Annotated in this window: 13 protein-coding genes; 1 reads left to right on the forward strand and 12 read right to left on the reverse strand. The window is 65.3% G+C overall.

Annotated elements, in window-relative coordinates:
- Positions 1-24: 24 nt before the first annotated feature.
- The 9 genes from OU11_RS01910 to OU11_RS01950 all read right to left on the reverse strand — a co-directional run bounded on the left by OU11_RS01910 (position 25) and on the right by OU11_RS01950 (position 11,837).
- Entirely contained in the window at positions 25-726 is a 702-nt protein-coding gene (locus OU11_RS01910) for an ATP-dependent Clp protease proteolytic subunit (RefSeq protein ID WP_033506082.1), read from the reverse strand.
- A gap of 19 nt (positions 727-745) precedes the next feature.
- Positions 746-1,357, reverse strand: a complete 612-nt coding sequence (locus OU11_RS01915; RefSeq protein ID WP_129238298.1) for an ATP-dependent Clp protease proteolytic subunit — start codon at positions 1,355-1,357, stop codon at positions 746-748.
- A 120-nt stretch (positions 1,358-1,477) separates the two neighbouring features.
- A complete protein-coding gene (locus OU11_RS01920; protein WP_223224139.1) occupies positions 1,478-2,755 on the reverse strand; it encodes a chloride channel protein in 1,278 nt (425 codons plus the stop codon).
- Between the two features lie 102 nt (positions 2,756-2,857).
- Positions 2,858-4,228, reverse strand: coding sequence for a trigger factor (gene tig / locus OU11_RS01925; protein ID WP_033514160.1), 1,371 nt, complete (start codon positions 4,226-4,228; stop codon positions 2,858-2,860).
- Positions 4,229-4,281: 53 nt separating this feature from the next.
- Positions 4,282-5,583, reverse strand: coding sequence for an HRDC domain-containing protein (locus tag OU11_RS01930; protein WP_033514161.1), 1,302 nt, complete (start codon positions 5,581-5,583; stop codon positions 4,282-4,284).
- Positions 5,558-6,187 (reverse strand): DUF3000 family protein, encoded by a 630-nt coding sequence (locus OU11_RS01935; RefSeq protein WP_033514162.1) that lies wholly within the window; start codon positions 6,185-6,187, stop codon positions 5,558-5,560. Before OU11_RS01935 ends, OU11_RS01930 begins: the two co-directional genes overlap by 26 nt.
- Positions 6,188-6,363: 176 nt before the next feature.
- Positions 6,364-7,245, reverse strand: a complete 882-nt coding sequence (gene pflA, locus OU11_RS01940) for a pyruvate formate-lyase-activating protein (protein WP_033514163.1) — start codon at positions 7,243-7,245, stop codon at positions 6,364-6,366.
- A 307-nt stretch (positions 7,246-7,552) separates the two neighbouring features.
- Positions 7,553-9,928, reverse strand: a complete 2,376-nt coding sequence (gene pflB, locus OU11_RS01945; RefSeq protein ID WP_033514164.1) for a formate C-acetyltransferase — start codon at positions 9,926-9,928, stop codon at positions 7,553-7,555.
- 211 nt (positions 9,929-10,139) lie between these two features.
- A complete protein-coding gene (locus OU11_RS01950; RefSeq protein WP_033514165.1) occupies positions 10,140-11,837 on the reverse strand; it encodes an NAD+ synthase in 1,698 nt (565 codons plus the stop codon).
- Positions 11,838-11,904: 67 nt separating this feature from the next.
- Here OU11_RS01950 and OU11_RS01955 point away from each other — a divergent pair, with 67 nt between their 5' ends.
- On the forward strand, positions 11,905-12,711 hold the full coding sequence (locus OU11_RS01955) for a Cof-type HAD-IIB family hydrolase (RefSeq protein WP_033514167.1): 807 nt from the start codon (positions 11,905-11,907) through the stop codon (positions 12,709-12,711).
- A 25-nt stretch (positions 12,712-12,736) separates the two neighbouring features.
- On the opposite strand, the gene OU11_RS01960 is transcribed toward OU11_RS01955, so the two are convergent.
- The 3 genes from OU11_RS01960 to OU11_RS01970 all read right to left on the reverse strand — a co-directional run bounded on the left by OU11_RS01960 (position 12,737) and on the right by OU11_RS01970 (position 15,825).
- Entirely contained in the window at positions 12,737-13,858 is a 1,122-nt protein-coding gene (locus tag OU11_RS01960; RefSeq protein ID WP_033514168.1) for an SLC13 family permease, read from the reverse strand.
- A 52-nt stretch (positions 13,859-13,910) separates the two neighbouring features.
- Positions 13,911-14,567: a pyroglutamyl-peptidase I gene (gene pcp, locus OU11_RS01965; protein WP_262975275.1), complete on the reverse strand. Its 657-nt coding sequence runs from the start codon at positions 14,565-14,567 to the stop codon at positions 13,911-13,913.
- 313 nt (positions 14,568-14,880) lie between these two features.
- Positions 14,881-15,825 carry a DUF979 domain-containing protein gene (locus OU11_RS01970; protein ID WP_033514170.1) on the reverse strand — a complete coding sequence of 315 codons (945 nt, stop codon included), beginning with the start codon at positions 15,823-15,825 and terminating at the stop codon, positions 14,881-14,883.
- Positions 15,826-15,828 lie beyond the last annotated feature (3 nt).

Here is a 15,828-nt window from a genome sequence, read left to right on the forward strand (position 1 = left end):
CCCGTGTAAAGGTCATGAGGACATTCACGAACGGTGTTCGAGCACCTCGTCCACAATGCCGTATTCCTTGGCCTCGGGGGCGGTCAGGAAGGTGTCGACCTCGATGTCCTTGCGGATGCGTTCGACGTCCTGGCCGGTGTGTTTGGCCAGCGTGTTCTCCAGCCATTCGCGCATGCGCAGCATCTCGCGGGCCTGGATCTCGATCTCCGTGGCCTTGCCGAAACCCTGGTCGATGGCCGGCTGGTGGATGAGCACGCGCGCGTTCGGCAGGATCAGGCGCTTGCCCTTGGCGCCGGCGGCCAGCAGGATGGCGGCGGCCGAGGCGGCCTGGCCGAGGCAGACGGTCTGCACGTCCGGCTTGATGTACTGCATCGTGTCATAGATGGCGGTCATCGCGGTCATCGAACCGCCCGGGGAGTTGATGTACATCATCACGTCACGGTTCGGGTCCTGGCTTTCCAGCACCAGCAGCTGGGCCATGATGTCGTCGGCGGCGGCGTCGTCCACCTGCACGCCCATGAAGATGATGCGGTCCTCGAACAGGCGGGTGTACGGGTCCTGACGCTTGTAGCCGTACGGGGTCTTCTCCTCGAACTGCGGCAGGATGTACCGGTCCTGCGGCGCGAAACGCGCGTCGCGGACGGAGGACGGCACGAATCCGACCACGCCCCTCGCCCCGGCGAGACGGTCGGCGCGGGCCGCGAACTTCGCTTCTTCACTTGCCATTGCTCGTCTTTTCCCTTCCTCAGTCGGCGTTGATGGTGTCCGGCGTGGTCACGATCTTGTCGACGAAACCGTATTCCAACGCCTGCTGCGCGGTGAACCAGTGGTCGTACTCGTTGTCGCGGTAGATCTCCTCCACCGTGTGACCGGTCTGTTCCGCGGTCAGCTCGGCGAGCGTGCGCTTCATATCCATGATCAGTTCGGCATTGATGCGCACGTCGGTGGTGGTGCCGCCGATGCCGCCGGACGGCTGGTGCATGAGCACACGGGCGTGCGAGGTCAGATACCGCTTGCCCTTGGCGCCGGAGCTCAACAGGAACTGGCCCATCGAGGCGCACATGCCCAGACCCACGGTGGCCACATCGGGTTCGATCAGCTGCATCGTGTCGTAGATGGCCATGCCGGCGGTGATCGAGCCGCCCGGCGAGTTGATGTACAGCCAGATGTCCTTCTTCGGATCCTCGGCGGCCAGCATCAGCATCTGGGCGCAGATGCGGTTGGCCATGTCGTCCTTGACCTCCTCACCCATCCAGATGATGCGGTCCTTGAGCAGACGGTTGAAGATCGGGTCGACGGGCCCGGCAGGCACGTCCTCGCCGGCCATGACCGGCGATGTTGCAAGCAGATTGCTCACCATGTCTCCTTCACAATTAGTCGTGATGTTCTTCAGCCTACCGCCTCGAATCGACGGCCCGCGGCTTTTGCGCGGAACGCATAGCGCACCGCCGCGGCGCCCGGTAACCGGCACGCGATGTCAGGCATGCACGGCCGGCTTCGGACCGGCGGCACCGGCGCGATCGAGCCGCGCGCCGAGCCATTGGGCGCATACCGTGCTGGCCGCCACCGCCAGGCACACCGGCACGAACAGGTTCAACGGCGCATCGGTCAGCTCCATAACCAGGCACATGGCCATCAACGGCGCCTGCTGCGAGGCGGACAGCAGCGCGCAGGCGCCGATCAGCGCGTAGACGCCGATCGAATTGGTGCCGAAGCCCTGCATCCAGAGGATTCCCAGCACCGCGCCCAACGTGGCACCCAACGCGATGCCCGGGGTCAGCACGCCTCCGGAGGCGCCCGAGCGGATCGTCAGCAGCGTCATGACGCCCTTGACTGCGCAAGATACCAGCAGCACGCCGATCAGCGCCCAATCGCAGTCGCCGCCGAATCCCATCTGCGCCGTGGCGCGGCCGTTGCCCATCACCTGCGGCACCCAGATGGCCACCACGCCGGTTATCACACCCGCCAGCGGCAGCTGCCAGAGTATCGCATTGCCCGTGGCGTGGTGCCGCTCGGCCCAGGACGAGCCGAATCGGAACACCGCGCCCGCAACGCCGCACACCAGGCCCGCGACCAGCGCGAACCCCATCAGGTCGGGCGTGAACAGCCCGCTGGGCTCGCCCATGTCATAGAACGTGTGCGTGCCCTTGATCAACGTGCCCACCCATGCCGCCACGGTGGAGCAGGCGAACGCATAGGCCACGGTCCGCAGCGTCACGTCGGCCAGCAGAATCTCCACGGCGAAGAACGCACCGGCCAACGGCGCGTTGTACACGCCGGCCAGGCCCGCGCCGGCTGCGACCGCCACAATCGTGCGGGTGTCGGCGGCGTCCAGCTTCAACCAGCCCGAGGCGCGTTGGCCGGCCAGTGCGCCGAACTCGCGCGGCGCCACCTCGCGCCCGATCGACATGCCGCAGCCGACAATCAGGATCTGCAGCAGCACATGCACGATGGTCTGCCACCACGGCATCCGCTCGCCCGCCACCGCCTTGGTCACCGAGGGCACCTTGGCGCTGCGGGTGCGCAGCAGCCACCAGATCACCGCGGCGAGGGTCGCCCCGACGATCACGGACAGCGCGCGACGCCACGACGGCGTGCCGAACGGTCCGGGCTGTTCGGGACTCTCCACGAAGCCCAGCGCCACATGTTCGATGCCGTACAGCATCAACGTCAGCAGACCCGCGGCGATGCCGATGACCACGCCCAGTCCCAGCACCGCCGCGATCATCGCCACCGCACGTCGACGTTCACTCATCGCACACTCCCTCCGCATCAACGATTGTGGGCTGGAACCGGCGCAACCGGTTCCAGCCCACAATCATCGTTATTCAGACCCTTGCCACGGCAAGGTCACAACTCACTCGGCGTCCTCGGCCTGGGCGAGCTCGTCGGCCACGGCGGCAGCGGCAGAGGCGGCCTCAACGGACTCGGCCTCCTCATCCTCAGCCACGTCACCGAGGAAGGAGCTCAGATCGAGCACCTCGCCCTCGCACTTGAAGGTCACGGCACGCATACCGGCCAGCAGGCCCTTCGAGCGGCCGACCTCCTCCACGGCGGAGCCCAGCTGGCCGTTGCGGATGATCGCGTTGATGAACGCCGACGGATCCATGCCGTACTGCTGGGCGATGGAGGCCAGGAAGTTGGTCACATCCATCTGGGAGACCTTGACGTCCATCTTCTCGGCCAGGGCATCGAGCACCATCTGGTCGCGCAGCTCGTTCTCGGCGGCCTCCTCGGCCTCGGCCTTCTGCTCCTTGGTGGCCTGCTCCGGATCCGGGGTCATGCCCTTCAGGTGCTGCTCGGCGGCCTCGGCCTTGACGCCCTTCGGCACCGGGATCTCCAGGCCTTCCTTGAGCTTGGCGATGAACGCGTCACGGGCCTCGGTGGCCTGGCGGCCTTCGGCGTCACGCTCGCAGGCCTTGCGGATATCGGCCTTCAGCTCGTCGAGGGTGTCGAACTCGGAGGCCTCCTGGGCGAAGTCGTCGTCCAGCTCCGGCAGCTCCTCGGCCTTGACCGAGTTGACCTTGACCTTGATCTGGGCCTTCTCGCCCTCATGCTCGCCGGCTTCCAGCGTGCCTTCGAAGGTGGTCTCCTCGCCGGCGGACAGGCCGTCCAGGGCCTCATCCAGACCATCAAGCATGGTGTTGGAGCCGAGCTCGTAGCTCACGCCCTCCTGGGAGTCGACGGTCTCGCCGTCGATCTGCGCGACCAGGTCGATGTTCGCGAAGTCGCCCTTGGCGGCCGGACGGTCGACGCCCACCAGGGTGCCGAAACGCTGGCGCAGGTTCTCCAGACGGTTGTTCACGTCCTCATCGGTGATCTCGGCCTTCGGCACGTCGATCTCCATGCCTTCGAGCTCCGGCAGCTCGATGTCCGGACGACGCTCCACGGTGGCGACGAACTTGAGCTTGGTCTCGTCCTTGGCGGAGGACGGCACTTCCTGCACGTCGATCTCCGGCTGGGCCATCGGACGGATCTTCTTCTCCTCGAGCGCCTTGGAATACAGCTCCGGCACACCGTTGTTCACGGCCTCGCCGGCAACGGCGGCGAAACCGATGCGCTGGTCGATGATCTTGCCCGGGACATGGCCCTTACGGAAGCCGGGCACGGTGACCTGCTTGGCGATCTCCTTGCGGGCGGCATCCAGATACGGGTTGAACTCCTCGGGATCGACGGTGATGGTGAGCTTCACCTTGGTGGGCTCGAGGTTCCTGACGCTGATTTTCACGCTTGCGCTCCTGTGAAATATTCGTATTCGTTATTCCTGCCGTTAGGCAACCGTTACATGATAACGCGACTCACGGACGCTGCGACCAACGACACCTGCCATGGCCGGGCACCCTGTTCGGTGAGGAATTCCGCGACATCCCCGCCGGCGGGATCGTCCATCCAGCACAGGTTGCGAATGATCTGCGGCTTGATGATCATCTCCGCCGGGGTCCGCGTATCCTCGGCGATCTGATTGATCGTCTGCCGGACCGCCTGCAGCCGGCGATACCGTTCGGGATGCCGGGTGGACCATATCCGCATCGAACGCGGCGCGTTGTTCGGGGCGTCGGCGGGCTGCGCGGGCACGCTGGGCCACTGGTCGGGCCGCAGCGCCAGCGCCTCCTGGATCACGGTCTTCCAGACATTCGGTTTGACGGCGCGTTGAATCGGCGCATACCGCTCGAACATCTTGTCCTGTTCGCCGCCGGTATGGATCCGCACCCGCTCGTTCAACGAACGGATGGCCCTGAATTCCCTGGCGTTGCGGGGTTTCTTCTGCGCCGCCTCGATGATGGCCGCATCGGATAGCAGCAGTCCCGGGGCTATATCGTAGTGTTGCGCCAGCCGGTCGCGCTCCTGCCAGAGCGCCTTGGCCACGGCCAGTCCCTGCCGGTCACGGCTCAACGAGGTGATCCGGGAGATCCGCATCCAAGGCACCGGATGCCCCGGACGGGGCAGCATGCCCTCATGCAGCGTGTGTGCGAACTCCTGGCGCGCCCACTCGTCCTTGCCCTGCCGTTTGAGATCGTGCGACAGGCGCTGCTCAAGCTCGATGAGCAGTTCCACGTCCAGCGCCGCGTAGTTGCGCCAGTCCCGAGGCAGCGGACGGTAGGACCAGTCGGCCGCCGAATGCTCCTTGGCCAGGGTGATGCCCAGATACTGCTCCATCACCGCCGCCAGACCGAACCGATGCAATCCCAACAGCCGGGCGGCGATCTCCGTGTCGAACAAGGCCCGAGGCTCAAGACCGATCTGGGCGAACCCCGGCAGATCCTGCGAGGCGTCATGGATGATCCACATCGCGTCCCCCACGGCGTCGTTGAACTCGTTCCAACGCACGCCCGCGGCGTCCAACGCCACCGGGTCCAGCAGACCGATGCCCGCACCGTCACGTTTGAACTGGACCAGCCAATCCTCGTGCCCGTATCGGAAACCGGAGGCGCGTTCGGCATCGGCCGCCAACGGCCCCGAGGTCTCGCGCAACCTGGCGCAGTACCGGCGATACCCTTCAGGTGTGTCGATGACGTCGGGGACGCCATCCCGCGGCTCGGTCTGCAGCCTCGGCTCCCTATTCAATCGTCTCCCTTTCGCCATTCCGCAGCGATGCGCGCAGGAATCGAGCCCACGCCATCACCTGTGCCCCGGCGTCGACGCCTTCCGGCGGTTCCGCCGGCGTCCATGATACGCGCATCTCGCACCCGGTGTGCGGTTCGGCCTCCATACCGCCGAAGGACGTGTTCTGCGTCACCGTCACCGTGCCCTTCAGATGGCTGGGATCGACGCCGCTCAGCACATCGGCCATATCCTCCCAGTACATCGACGACGTCAGGCAGTCGCCGCCCTCCTCCAACGGCAGACTGGCGAACGCCACGCAACGCCACCGCGACCACCAGCCCGACCGCGCGACGCCCGCATACAGGATCATGATCCACCCGGAAGCCACACGGACACCGGTCCCGTCGCGCTCCGCGCATTCCAATTCCACGCCGATGCCGTAGTCGGCCGATGCGGACGGCACCGGGATCTCCCGATAGTCCACGCCGTCGAGGCGGCGCATCACACGCACCGACTCGACGGCATGCCAGACCTCGTCGGGCACGCCGGCGGGACGCGACGGCCGGATGTCGTCCTCAGTATGCGCGGTTCCCGTCCGCTCTTCCTCGGGCGTGTTCATCGGGAACGAGTAAATGCTCGCCATATTCCAAGGCTACGTGTCTCGGCCCCGATTCGTGGTATCACACGCGCGGGGACGTCTCAGTAGACAACAAACCCGTGACGTTCGGTCCAGTGGACCGAACGTAGCCGGGCACCCCACCACGGGGGTGCCCGCGCACAAACAACGGCAGTTCGAGGACCCCCCACACACACAAAACGTCAGTAGACGACGAAACCGTGGTCCTCGAACTGCTCCTTGACCCGCGCCTTGAGCTTGGCCGAGGGGCCCTTGGCGTCCTCCAGCGGGTACGGGATGCGCAGTTCATGCCACTTGGGACGGCCGAGCTGGTGGAAACCAAGCACGTCGATATGCTCGATGGCCTCGCCGAAGGTCTCGCAGATCCTGGCCACGTTCTCCACGTTCTCCTCGGAATCGGTCAGACCGGGCACCAGCACGAAGCGCACCCAGATCTTCTTGCCGGCCTTGGCCAGGCGCTGCCCGAACTCGATGGTCGGCGCGAGCAGGCCACCGGTGACCTTGTGGTAAGTCTCCTCGTCACCGGATTTGACGTCGAGCAGGCACAGGTCGATGTCCTCGATCATCTCGTCGGTGTAGTTGCGGTTGAGGAATCCGGAGGTGTCCAGGCAGGTGTGCACGCCCATCTCCTTGGCCGCGCGGAACACACGGGAGACGAACGCCGGCTGCATCATCGACTCGCCGCCGGAGAACGTGATGCCGCCGCCGGTGGCCTTGAACAGGTCGGCGTATCGCTCGACCTTCTTGATCATGGCCTCCAGGTACACCGGCTGGCCGTCGCGCATCTTCCAGGTGTCGGGGTTCTGGCAGTACTGGCAGCGCAGCGGGCAGCCGCTCATGAACACGGTCATGCGGGTGCCGGGGCCGTCCACGGAGGTGTTGATGTCCCACGAGTGCACGAAGCCGATGTCGCCTGTGCGCAGGGCCTCGATGCGGTCGCGCCGGTCCAGGCCGATCGGGGATTCGAATCCGGACAGGCCGCCCATCAGGGTCTGGCTGGCGTATTGTTTCGACCGCTTCAGCATATGGCGGGTCGTGGTGCGGAATTCGGTGGTCTCAGACATCCTCGTCCTCCTTATCGCGCGAACGCGCGCACATACACATGATACTGATTGCCATCGTAAGGCCTTGCATCGCCGGACACGCGGCTTTCCGCTGTGAGGTGCCTCACGTGTCCCGAGCGGTTCTCCCCCACCGTCGCATGCGGGCCTTTCGACCGTGCTGCGGCTGCCTCCTTGTCGAAGGGAGGAAACTACGACCCGCGCCGTGCGCGGAGCCTCTCCCGTCAAAGGGAGGGAATAGGAAAGGCGGGGCCTTCCGAAGAAGACCCCGCCGGACCGTTCAGCCGTTCACACGGTGCGCGTCATCGACTCAGTCGACGACGGCGCCCTGGTGGAACGTACGGGAGATCACGTCGAGCTGCTGCTCCTTGGTGAGCTTGACGAAGTTCACCGCGTAGCCGGAGACGCGCACGGTCAGGTGCGGGTACTTCTCCGGGTGCTCGACGGCATCCTCGAGCTGCTCCTTGCGCAGCACGTTGATGTTGGCATGGTACAGGCCGTGGCCGTTGCCCGCATCCAGGATGCCGACCAGGTTGGTGATGCGCTCATCCTCGTCGCGGCCCAGGCCGTCGGGGGTGATCGTGTTGGTCAGCGAGATGCCGTCCAGCGCGTCGTTGTAGTCGATCTTGCCGACCGAGAACATCGACGGCAGCATGCCGTGGGAGTCCATGCCGTTCTCCGGGTTCGCGCCCGGGGCGTACGGGGTGCCCTTCTCGTGGCCGGACGGGAAGGAGCCGGTGTTCTTGCCGTACTCGACGTTCGAGGTGATCGTCAGGATGGACTGGGTCGGGACGGCGCCGCGGTAGACCGGCAGGCGCTTGATCTGGCCCATGACCGTGGAGACGACCCACTTGGCGATGTCGTCGGCGCGATCGTCGTCGTTGCCGTAGACCGGGAACTCGCCCTCGGTGCGGTAGCCGACCACCAGATCGTCATCGGCGCCCTCGACATACTCGTACTCGTGGCCCGGCATGTCCTTGGCGTCCTTGTTGTAGATCGGGTAGACCTTGGCGTACTTGACGGCGGACAGCGAGTCGGCGGCGATGGACAGACCGGACATGCCGCAACCCAGGGTGCGGTACACCTCCTTATCGTGCAGGGCCATCTCGATGGACTCGTAGGCGTACTTGTCATGCATGTAATGGATGATGTTCAGCGCCATCACGTAGGTCTCGGACAGCCACTCGAGGGCCTTCTCGTAGTTGTTCTTGACCTTCTCGTAATCCAGGGTACCGTCGGCCTCGGGCTGGATCGGATCGATCACGCCCTTGTCGATGACCTGCATGCCGGTCATCTCGTCACGGCCGCCGTTGATCGCGTACAGCAGCGCCTTGGCGGAGTTCACGCGGGCGGCGAAGAACTGCATCTGCTTGCCGACGCGCATCGGGGACACGCAGCAGGCGATGGCCGCGTCGTCGCCCCAGTGGCCGCGGATCTCCTTGTCGGACTCATACTGGATGGCCGAGGTGTCGATGGAGATCTTGGCGCAGAAGCGCTTGTAGCCCTCCGGCAGCTTCGGATCCCAGAAGATCGTGATGTTCGGCTCCGGGCCGGGTCCCAGGTGCTCAAGGGTCAGGGTGTTGAGCAGACGGAACGAGGTCTTGGTGACCATGGTGCGGCCGTCGTCGCCGAAGCCGGCGTCCGACCAGGTCGCCCAGTACGGGTCGCCGGAGAAGATCGCGTCGTAGTCCTTGGTGCGCAGGAAGCGCACGATGCGCAGCTTCATGACGATGTTGTCGATGAGCTCCTGCGCGCCGGCCTCGTCGAGCGTGCCGTTCTTCAGGTCGCGCTCGATGTAGATGTCGAAGAAGGTCGAGTTGCGGCCGAAGGACATGGCGGCGCCGTCCTGGCTCTTGACCGAGGCCAGGTAGCCCATGTAGGTCCACTGCACGGCCTCCTGGGCGGTCTGGGCCGGACGGGACAGGTCCAGGCCGTACTCGTTGCCGAGGTTGATCAGCTTCTTCAGGGCCTTGATCTGCTCGTCATGCTCCTCGCGGAAGCGGATCCAGTGCTCGATCTCCGGCTCGGTGAAGTCGTTGCGGTACGGGATCGAGTCCTTGTCGCGCTGCTTGAACTTGATCAGGGCGTTCACGCCGTACAGGGCCACACGGCGGTAGTCGCCGATGATGCGGCCGCGTCCGTAGGCGTCCGGCAGACCGGTGAGGATCTTGTTGTGGCGGGCGACCTTGATCTGCTTGGTGTACACGCCGAAGACGCCGTCGTTGTGGGTCTTGCGGTACTTGGTGAAGATCTTCTTGATCTGCGGATCCGGCTCCTTGCCGGCCTCCTTGATGGCCTGCTCGACCATGCGCCAGCCGCCGTTCGGCATCATCGCGCGCTTGCAGGGGACGTCGGTCTGCAGACCGACGATCACGTTGTCGACCTCCGGGCTGTCGATGTAGCCGGCCGGGAAGGCGTCGACATCGGCCGGGGTGTGGGTATCCACGTCGTAGACGCGCTGCTTGCGCTCCACGGACAGGTAGTTGTCATCGAGATACTGCCACAGATGCTTGGTCTTTTCGGTCGCATCGGCGAGGAAGGACTCATCGCCCTCGTACGGCGTGTAGTTCTTCTGAATGAAGTCACGCACGTCGATATCTTCCTGCCAATGACCGCCTTCGAAGCCGTCCCACGCCTTGGCGTTGAGCTCCTCCGGGGAGACCGCGGTTGCATCAACTGCTGTCATATCCACTCCTTTTGGGTGATCGTCGGCGACGCATCGTTACGCCGTCGTTGGTTACCTATTGTAGCCGCAGGCAGCTGAAAACAAGCTGGAGGGCAACGTGAGCTTCGTCACATTTCGTTATCGCTCACATCGTGCCCGGCGGATAACACGACGGCGCCGCACCCGTCGGGTGCGGCGCCGCATCGCGATACTTGGTGCCCGTCGGGGCGGACTATTCGCGGAACGCGGTCGTCACCGGCAGTCTGCGGTCACGGCCGAAGGCGAGCGCGGTGACCTTCGGTCCCAGCGGATACTGGCGACGCTTCCATTCGGCGCGGTCCACCAGGCGCATCACCGTGTCGACGGTCGCCTCGTCGAACCCGTCCGCCAGCAGATCGGCGCGCCCGTGGGCGTGTTCGATGTACGCGGCCAGCACGCGGTCCAGCAGCTCGTATTCCGGCAGGCTGTCGGAATCCTTCTGTCCGGGGCGCAATTCGGCGCTCGGCGCCTTGGTGATGCTGTTGACGGGAATCATCACGCCGCCCGGCAGCGGCGTGCCGGCATCATGCGATTCGTTGCCGACCACCGCGATGCCGCCGATGCCGACGCCGGCCGCGGCGGCCCTGTTGCGCCAGCGGGCCAGCTCCCACACACGGGTTTTGAGCAGGTCCTTGATCGGCGCGTAGCCGCCGACCGCATCGCCGTAGATCGTGGAGTACCCGCAGGCGAGTTCGGACTTGTTGCCGGTGGCCAGCGCCAGCAGCCCCTTGGAGTTGGAGTACGCCATCACGATGACGCCGCGGATGCGCGCCTGCAGGTTCTCGGCGGCCACGCCCTCCAGGGCGAGCTGGTTCTGGAACGCGGCGAACAGCGGTTCGATCGGCTGGATGTCGTAGTGCGCGCCGAGGTTCGCGGCCAGATCGGCGGCGTCGTCCTTCGAACCGTCGGACGAGTACATGCTGGGCATCGAGATGCCCCAGACGTTCCCACCGCCGCAGGCGTCCGCGGCCATGGCCGCCACCAGCGCCGAATCGATGCCGCCGGACAGGCCCAGAGTCACCCCGGTGAACCCGTTCTTGCGCATGTAGTCCTTCAGTCCCAGCACGCAGGCCGTATAGACCTCCTCATCGGGGTCCAGATCGGCGGCGATGCCGGTCGGGGTCTGATGCTCGGCTTCGGTATCGAGCGTGAAGTAGCTCAGGTCCTCCACGAACATCGGCGAGCGCTCCAGCAGCGTGCCGTCGGCGTCGACCACGAAGCTGCCGCCGTCAAAGATCAGGTCGTCCTGGCCTCCGACCTGGTTCAGGTAGATCAGCGGCGCGCCGACCTCGCGGGCGCGGCGGGCCGCCAGTTCCAGACGCGTATGGGTCTTGCCCTCCTCATACGGCGAACCGTTCATCGTCAGCAGCAGATTGATGCCACGGCCGGCCAGATCGGCCACGGGGCCGCCGTCCTGCCAGATGTCCTCGCAGATCGCCACGCCGATGCGCGCGCCGTCCACGTCGAAGACCACCGACCGATCCCCGGCCGAGAAGATGCGGAACTCGTCGAACACGCCGTAGTTGGGCAGGAAGTGCTTGTCGTAGCCCGCCCAGACCACGCCCTCGTGCAGCACCACAAGCCGGTTGCGGGGCTTTGCGTTCTCCGGGTCGGTGCCGACCGTGCCGACCGCCACATACAGCTCCCCCAGTCCTTCCTCGGCGAGTGCGGCGGCCAGATCGTTCGCCTGGTTCCAGGCGGCCTGCCGGAAGGTGGCGCGCAGGGCAAGGTCCTCGATCGGGTATCCGGTCAGCGTCATCTCCGGGAACACCACCACGCGGGCGTGTTCGGCGGCGGCGCGGCGGGCGTAGTCGAGCACCTTGGCCGCGTTGCCGGCCAGGTCCCCCACGCAGGTGTCGATCTGTGCTAGGGCGAAACGAATCTGTGTCATGCGTTCCAGTGTAATCGTCCCGATACACTGGAACCGGCATGATTCGTTTCCCGGGAAAGGCGTTCCGATGACAACCGCCGACATCAAGGCCGTGTTCTTCGACGTGGACGGCACGTTGACCAGTTTCACCACCCACACGGTGCCGCAGTCCACCATCGACGCGCTGCATATGTTGCGGGAGCGCGGCGTGCTCATCTTCATCTGCACGGGCCGGGCCCCCTCCCAGTTCGGCGTCGTGGCCGACATGATGCCGGTGTCCTTCGACGGCATCGTGGCCGCCAACGGGCAGTACTGCTTCGACGACCATGGATTCCTCGACACGCAGCCGATCGGCGTCGACGACATCGCCGTCATCGTGGATTGGCTGGACAGTCACCCCGATGTCGTCGCCAGCTTCAGCGAACGCGATTACGTCTATTTCAACCAGATCACCGCCGCGATGGAGCAGACATGGCGGCAGCTGGGCAAGACGGCGCCCACGCGGTACATCGACGACCCGCACACCCGGCCGCTGACGCACGAGACGTTCCAGATCAGCCCGTTCATCACCCCTGAGCAGGAGGCGGAGCTGACCGGGCTGTGCCGGAACGTGGCCGGCGTGCGCTGGCACCCGGATTTCACCGACATGATCCCGGCCGACGGCGGCAAGCCGCGCGGTATCCGTTGCTTCATGGAGCATCACGGGTTCGCCCGGGAGCAGACGATGGCCTTCGGCGACGGCGGCAACGACATGGCGATGCTTCGATTCGCCGGCATCGGCGTGGCGATGGGCAACGCGAACGACGAGGTCAGGGCGGCGGCCGACTACGTGACCGACGACGTGGACCATGACGGCGTCATGAACGCGTTGCGGCATTTCGGCGTGATTCGGTAGGGGCCGCCGAATCCCACGATCCGCCTCACCACACGGCGGATATCGTCATGAGCAGCATCAGCAGCGCCACGTTGGCGACGGTGAACCACAGCAGATACCGACCGCGGTGCTGCGGGTATTCGCGTACCACCATCTTGTAGGAGATCAGGCTGGCCATCGAGGCAATCAGCGTGCCCAGGCCGCCCAGATTGCACCCGACGATCAGCCCCGCCCAGTCATCGGTGAACCCCGACAGCAGCAGGGCCGCAGGCACGTTGCTGACGACCTGGCTGGCCAGCACGGACACGATCTCCACGCGCCCCTCCAGCATGGTGGCCAGCAGCTCGCGGAACGGGCCGATATTGCCCACGTTGCCGATGAAGACGAAGAATGCGATGAACGTGGCCAGCAGCGCATAGTCGACGCTGGCCAGCACCCGCCGGTTCACCACAAGCAGCGTGACGGCGATCAGCGCGGCGGTCGTCCACGGGGGCACCAGACCGAAGATGGCCAGCAGACAGAGCATGAAACCACCGGTGCAGCCCACCAGCGAACGCCGCCGGCAGATGTGCACGTCAACCGACACGCCCCGCACCGGTTTCGGCCGGCGCAATCCCACACCGATCACCGCCGCCAGCACCACGCCCGAAACCGTCACGTACGGCAGCGTCAGCGCCACCAGCTCACCGAAGTCCATCCCCGATTGCGCGTACAGGTACAGGTTCTGCGGGTTGCCCATCGGGGTGAGCATGCTGCCCAGGTTCGCGGCGATCGTCTGCAGGATCACCGTCGGCACGATCAGCCGTTCCCTGCCGGCCATGCGCAGCACCACCAGCGCGAACGGCACGAAGGTGATCAGGGAGACGTCGTTGGTGACCACCATGCTCAGGAAGAACGGCAGGAACACCAGCGTCATCACCATGCCGCGCGTGGTGCCCACCCGCTGCAGCAGCGCGTCGCTCAGCCGCGCGAAGATGCCGATCTGCTGATACCCCTTCATCACCGCCATCAGCGAGAACAGCAGCGCCAGCGTCTCCCAGTCGATGTAACCGAGGTACGCGGCGGACGGCGGCACGATGAACGCCGAGATCACGGCCAGCGCCACGGCCACGCACAGCACCGTCTCGCGGCGCAGAAAACCGAGGACACGTCGAACGGGCAGGCTCATGTGGTTCCCTCCATCACTGGGATCCGGCGGATGCGGATGCCGCGGCGTCAGGTCAGTGCGTGGCGCCGGCCACCATGTCGTCCGCCACGTCGCCGCGCACCACGGCCTCGATCGCGTATTCCAGCGACCTGGCGATGGTGTCCAGCGGCATGGACGGGGTGCCTTCGGGCTTGTCGACCACCTGGCCGGGCTCGTACGGCACATGCATAAAGCCGGCGATGGTGCCGGGGAACGTCCTGTCGCACAGGTACAGCGCATGGTACATGATGCTGTTGCACACGTAGGTGCCGGCGGTGTAGGAGATGAACGCCGGCAGGTGATTGGCCCGGATGTTCGCGACCATGGCCTTGACGGGGACGGTCGCGAAATAGGCGTCCGGACCGTCGGCGCGCAGCGGCTCGCCCAACGGCTGGGCGCCGTCGTTATCCGGGATGCGGGCCTCGACGAGGTTAACCGCCACCTTCTCGACGGTCACGCAGCTGCGGCCGCCCGCCTGCCCCACGCAGATGACGGCGTCGGGACGTTCGGCGGCCATGGCCTGCTCCAACGCCTGGGCGCTGCGTGTGAACACGGTGGGCACCTCCAGTTTGACGATGTGTGCCCCCGCAATGGTGTCCGGCAGCAGTTTGACCGCCTCGTACGCCGGGTTGACGGCCTCGCCGCCGAACGGGTCGAATCCGGTGACCAGAACCTTATGCAGCATTACCATGCCTCCTCCACGACCACGTTTCTTTATCTTCCTCAAAGACGGAACGACTCCGCAATACGGAACGACTCTGTCCGCCATGATAGTCACGTATATGCCAATCACCTTTTGCTTGTCAAATGTCAAGTACTTGACGGTTGACAAGCAAAAGGTGATTGGCATTGAGCACAAGGCAATTTCATCGAACACGAGGCGATCAGCCATCAGTCACGAAGCGATCAGCCATCAGTCACGAGGCGATTGACTATCGAACACAAGCCGATTACCCATCGAACCAGGGACTCGGACGCGTTCCGCCATCCACTCCACGAATCGTTCAGCAGGCGATGAGCATATAGACGATCTGCACGACAATCATCACGAACGCGGGCAGCACCTGGTTCTTGATCACGCCCATGCGGTCCTTCATCTCCAGCATCGCGACGGGCACGATGTTGAAGTTCGCGGCCATCGGCGTCAGCAACGTGCCGCAGTAGCCGCAGGTCAGCGCCAGGATGCCGACCACGGCCGGATCGGCGCCCAGCTCCAGCACGAACGGCGCGCCGATGCCCACGGTCATCACGGTGATGGCGGCGAAGGCGTTGCCCATGATCATCGTGAACAGCATCATGCCCAACGCGAACACGATGATGCCGACGGTCCGGTTGCCTTCGGGGATCACCCCGCCGACGATCCGCGCGATGACGTCGCCCACGCCGGCCGCATCGAAGATCGCGCCCAGGCTGGCCAACAGCATCGGCAGCATGCACAGCGGGCCCATCGCGGACAGCAGTCGTTCGGAGTCGCCGAGGAACACGGCGGGCGTGTTGGCGCGGTTCTGCGCCCACAGGATAATCGCGGAGACGAACACGCCGATGCAGCAGCCGGCGAGCGCGCCGATGGCGGGGATCAGCGCGCCGGCGATGGCGAACACACCGATGGCGAGCGCGGGAATGAACACCTTCTGCCCGATGCGCCGGAAGTTGGCCTCCACTTCGGCATCCGTCGGGTTGGCGGCCACGCCCGGTTTGACGCGCTGGGCGATGGCGGGGACGACCATGATGACGATGAGCAGACCGTCGACCATCGGCGGGATCCACCGGCCGAAGGCGATGACGACGCCGAGCAGCGTCCAGAACACGAAGGTGCCGTAGCGCGACGGGTTGGACTTGTCGCGCAGGTTGCGCACGCCCGCGTAGATGCTCATCAGACCCATGACGATGTAGAACACCTCCATGATCTTGTCTGCGGACGCAATCTCGGGATCCATGAAGAACGCCATGAC

Source organism: Bifidobacterium pullorum DSM 20433, assembly GCF_000771405.1.
Lineage (GTDB): Bacteria > Actinomycetota > Actinomycetes > Actinomycetales > Bifidobacteriaceae > Bifidobacterium > Bifidobacterium pullorum.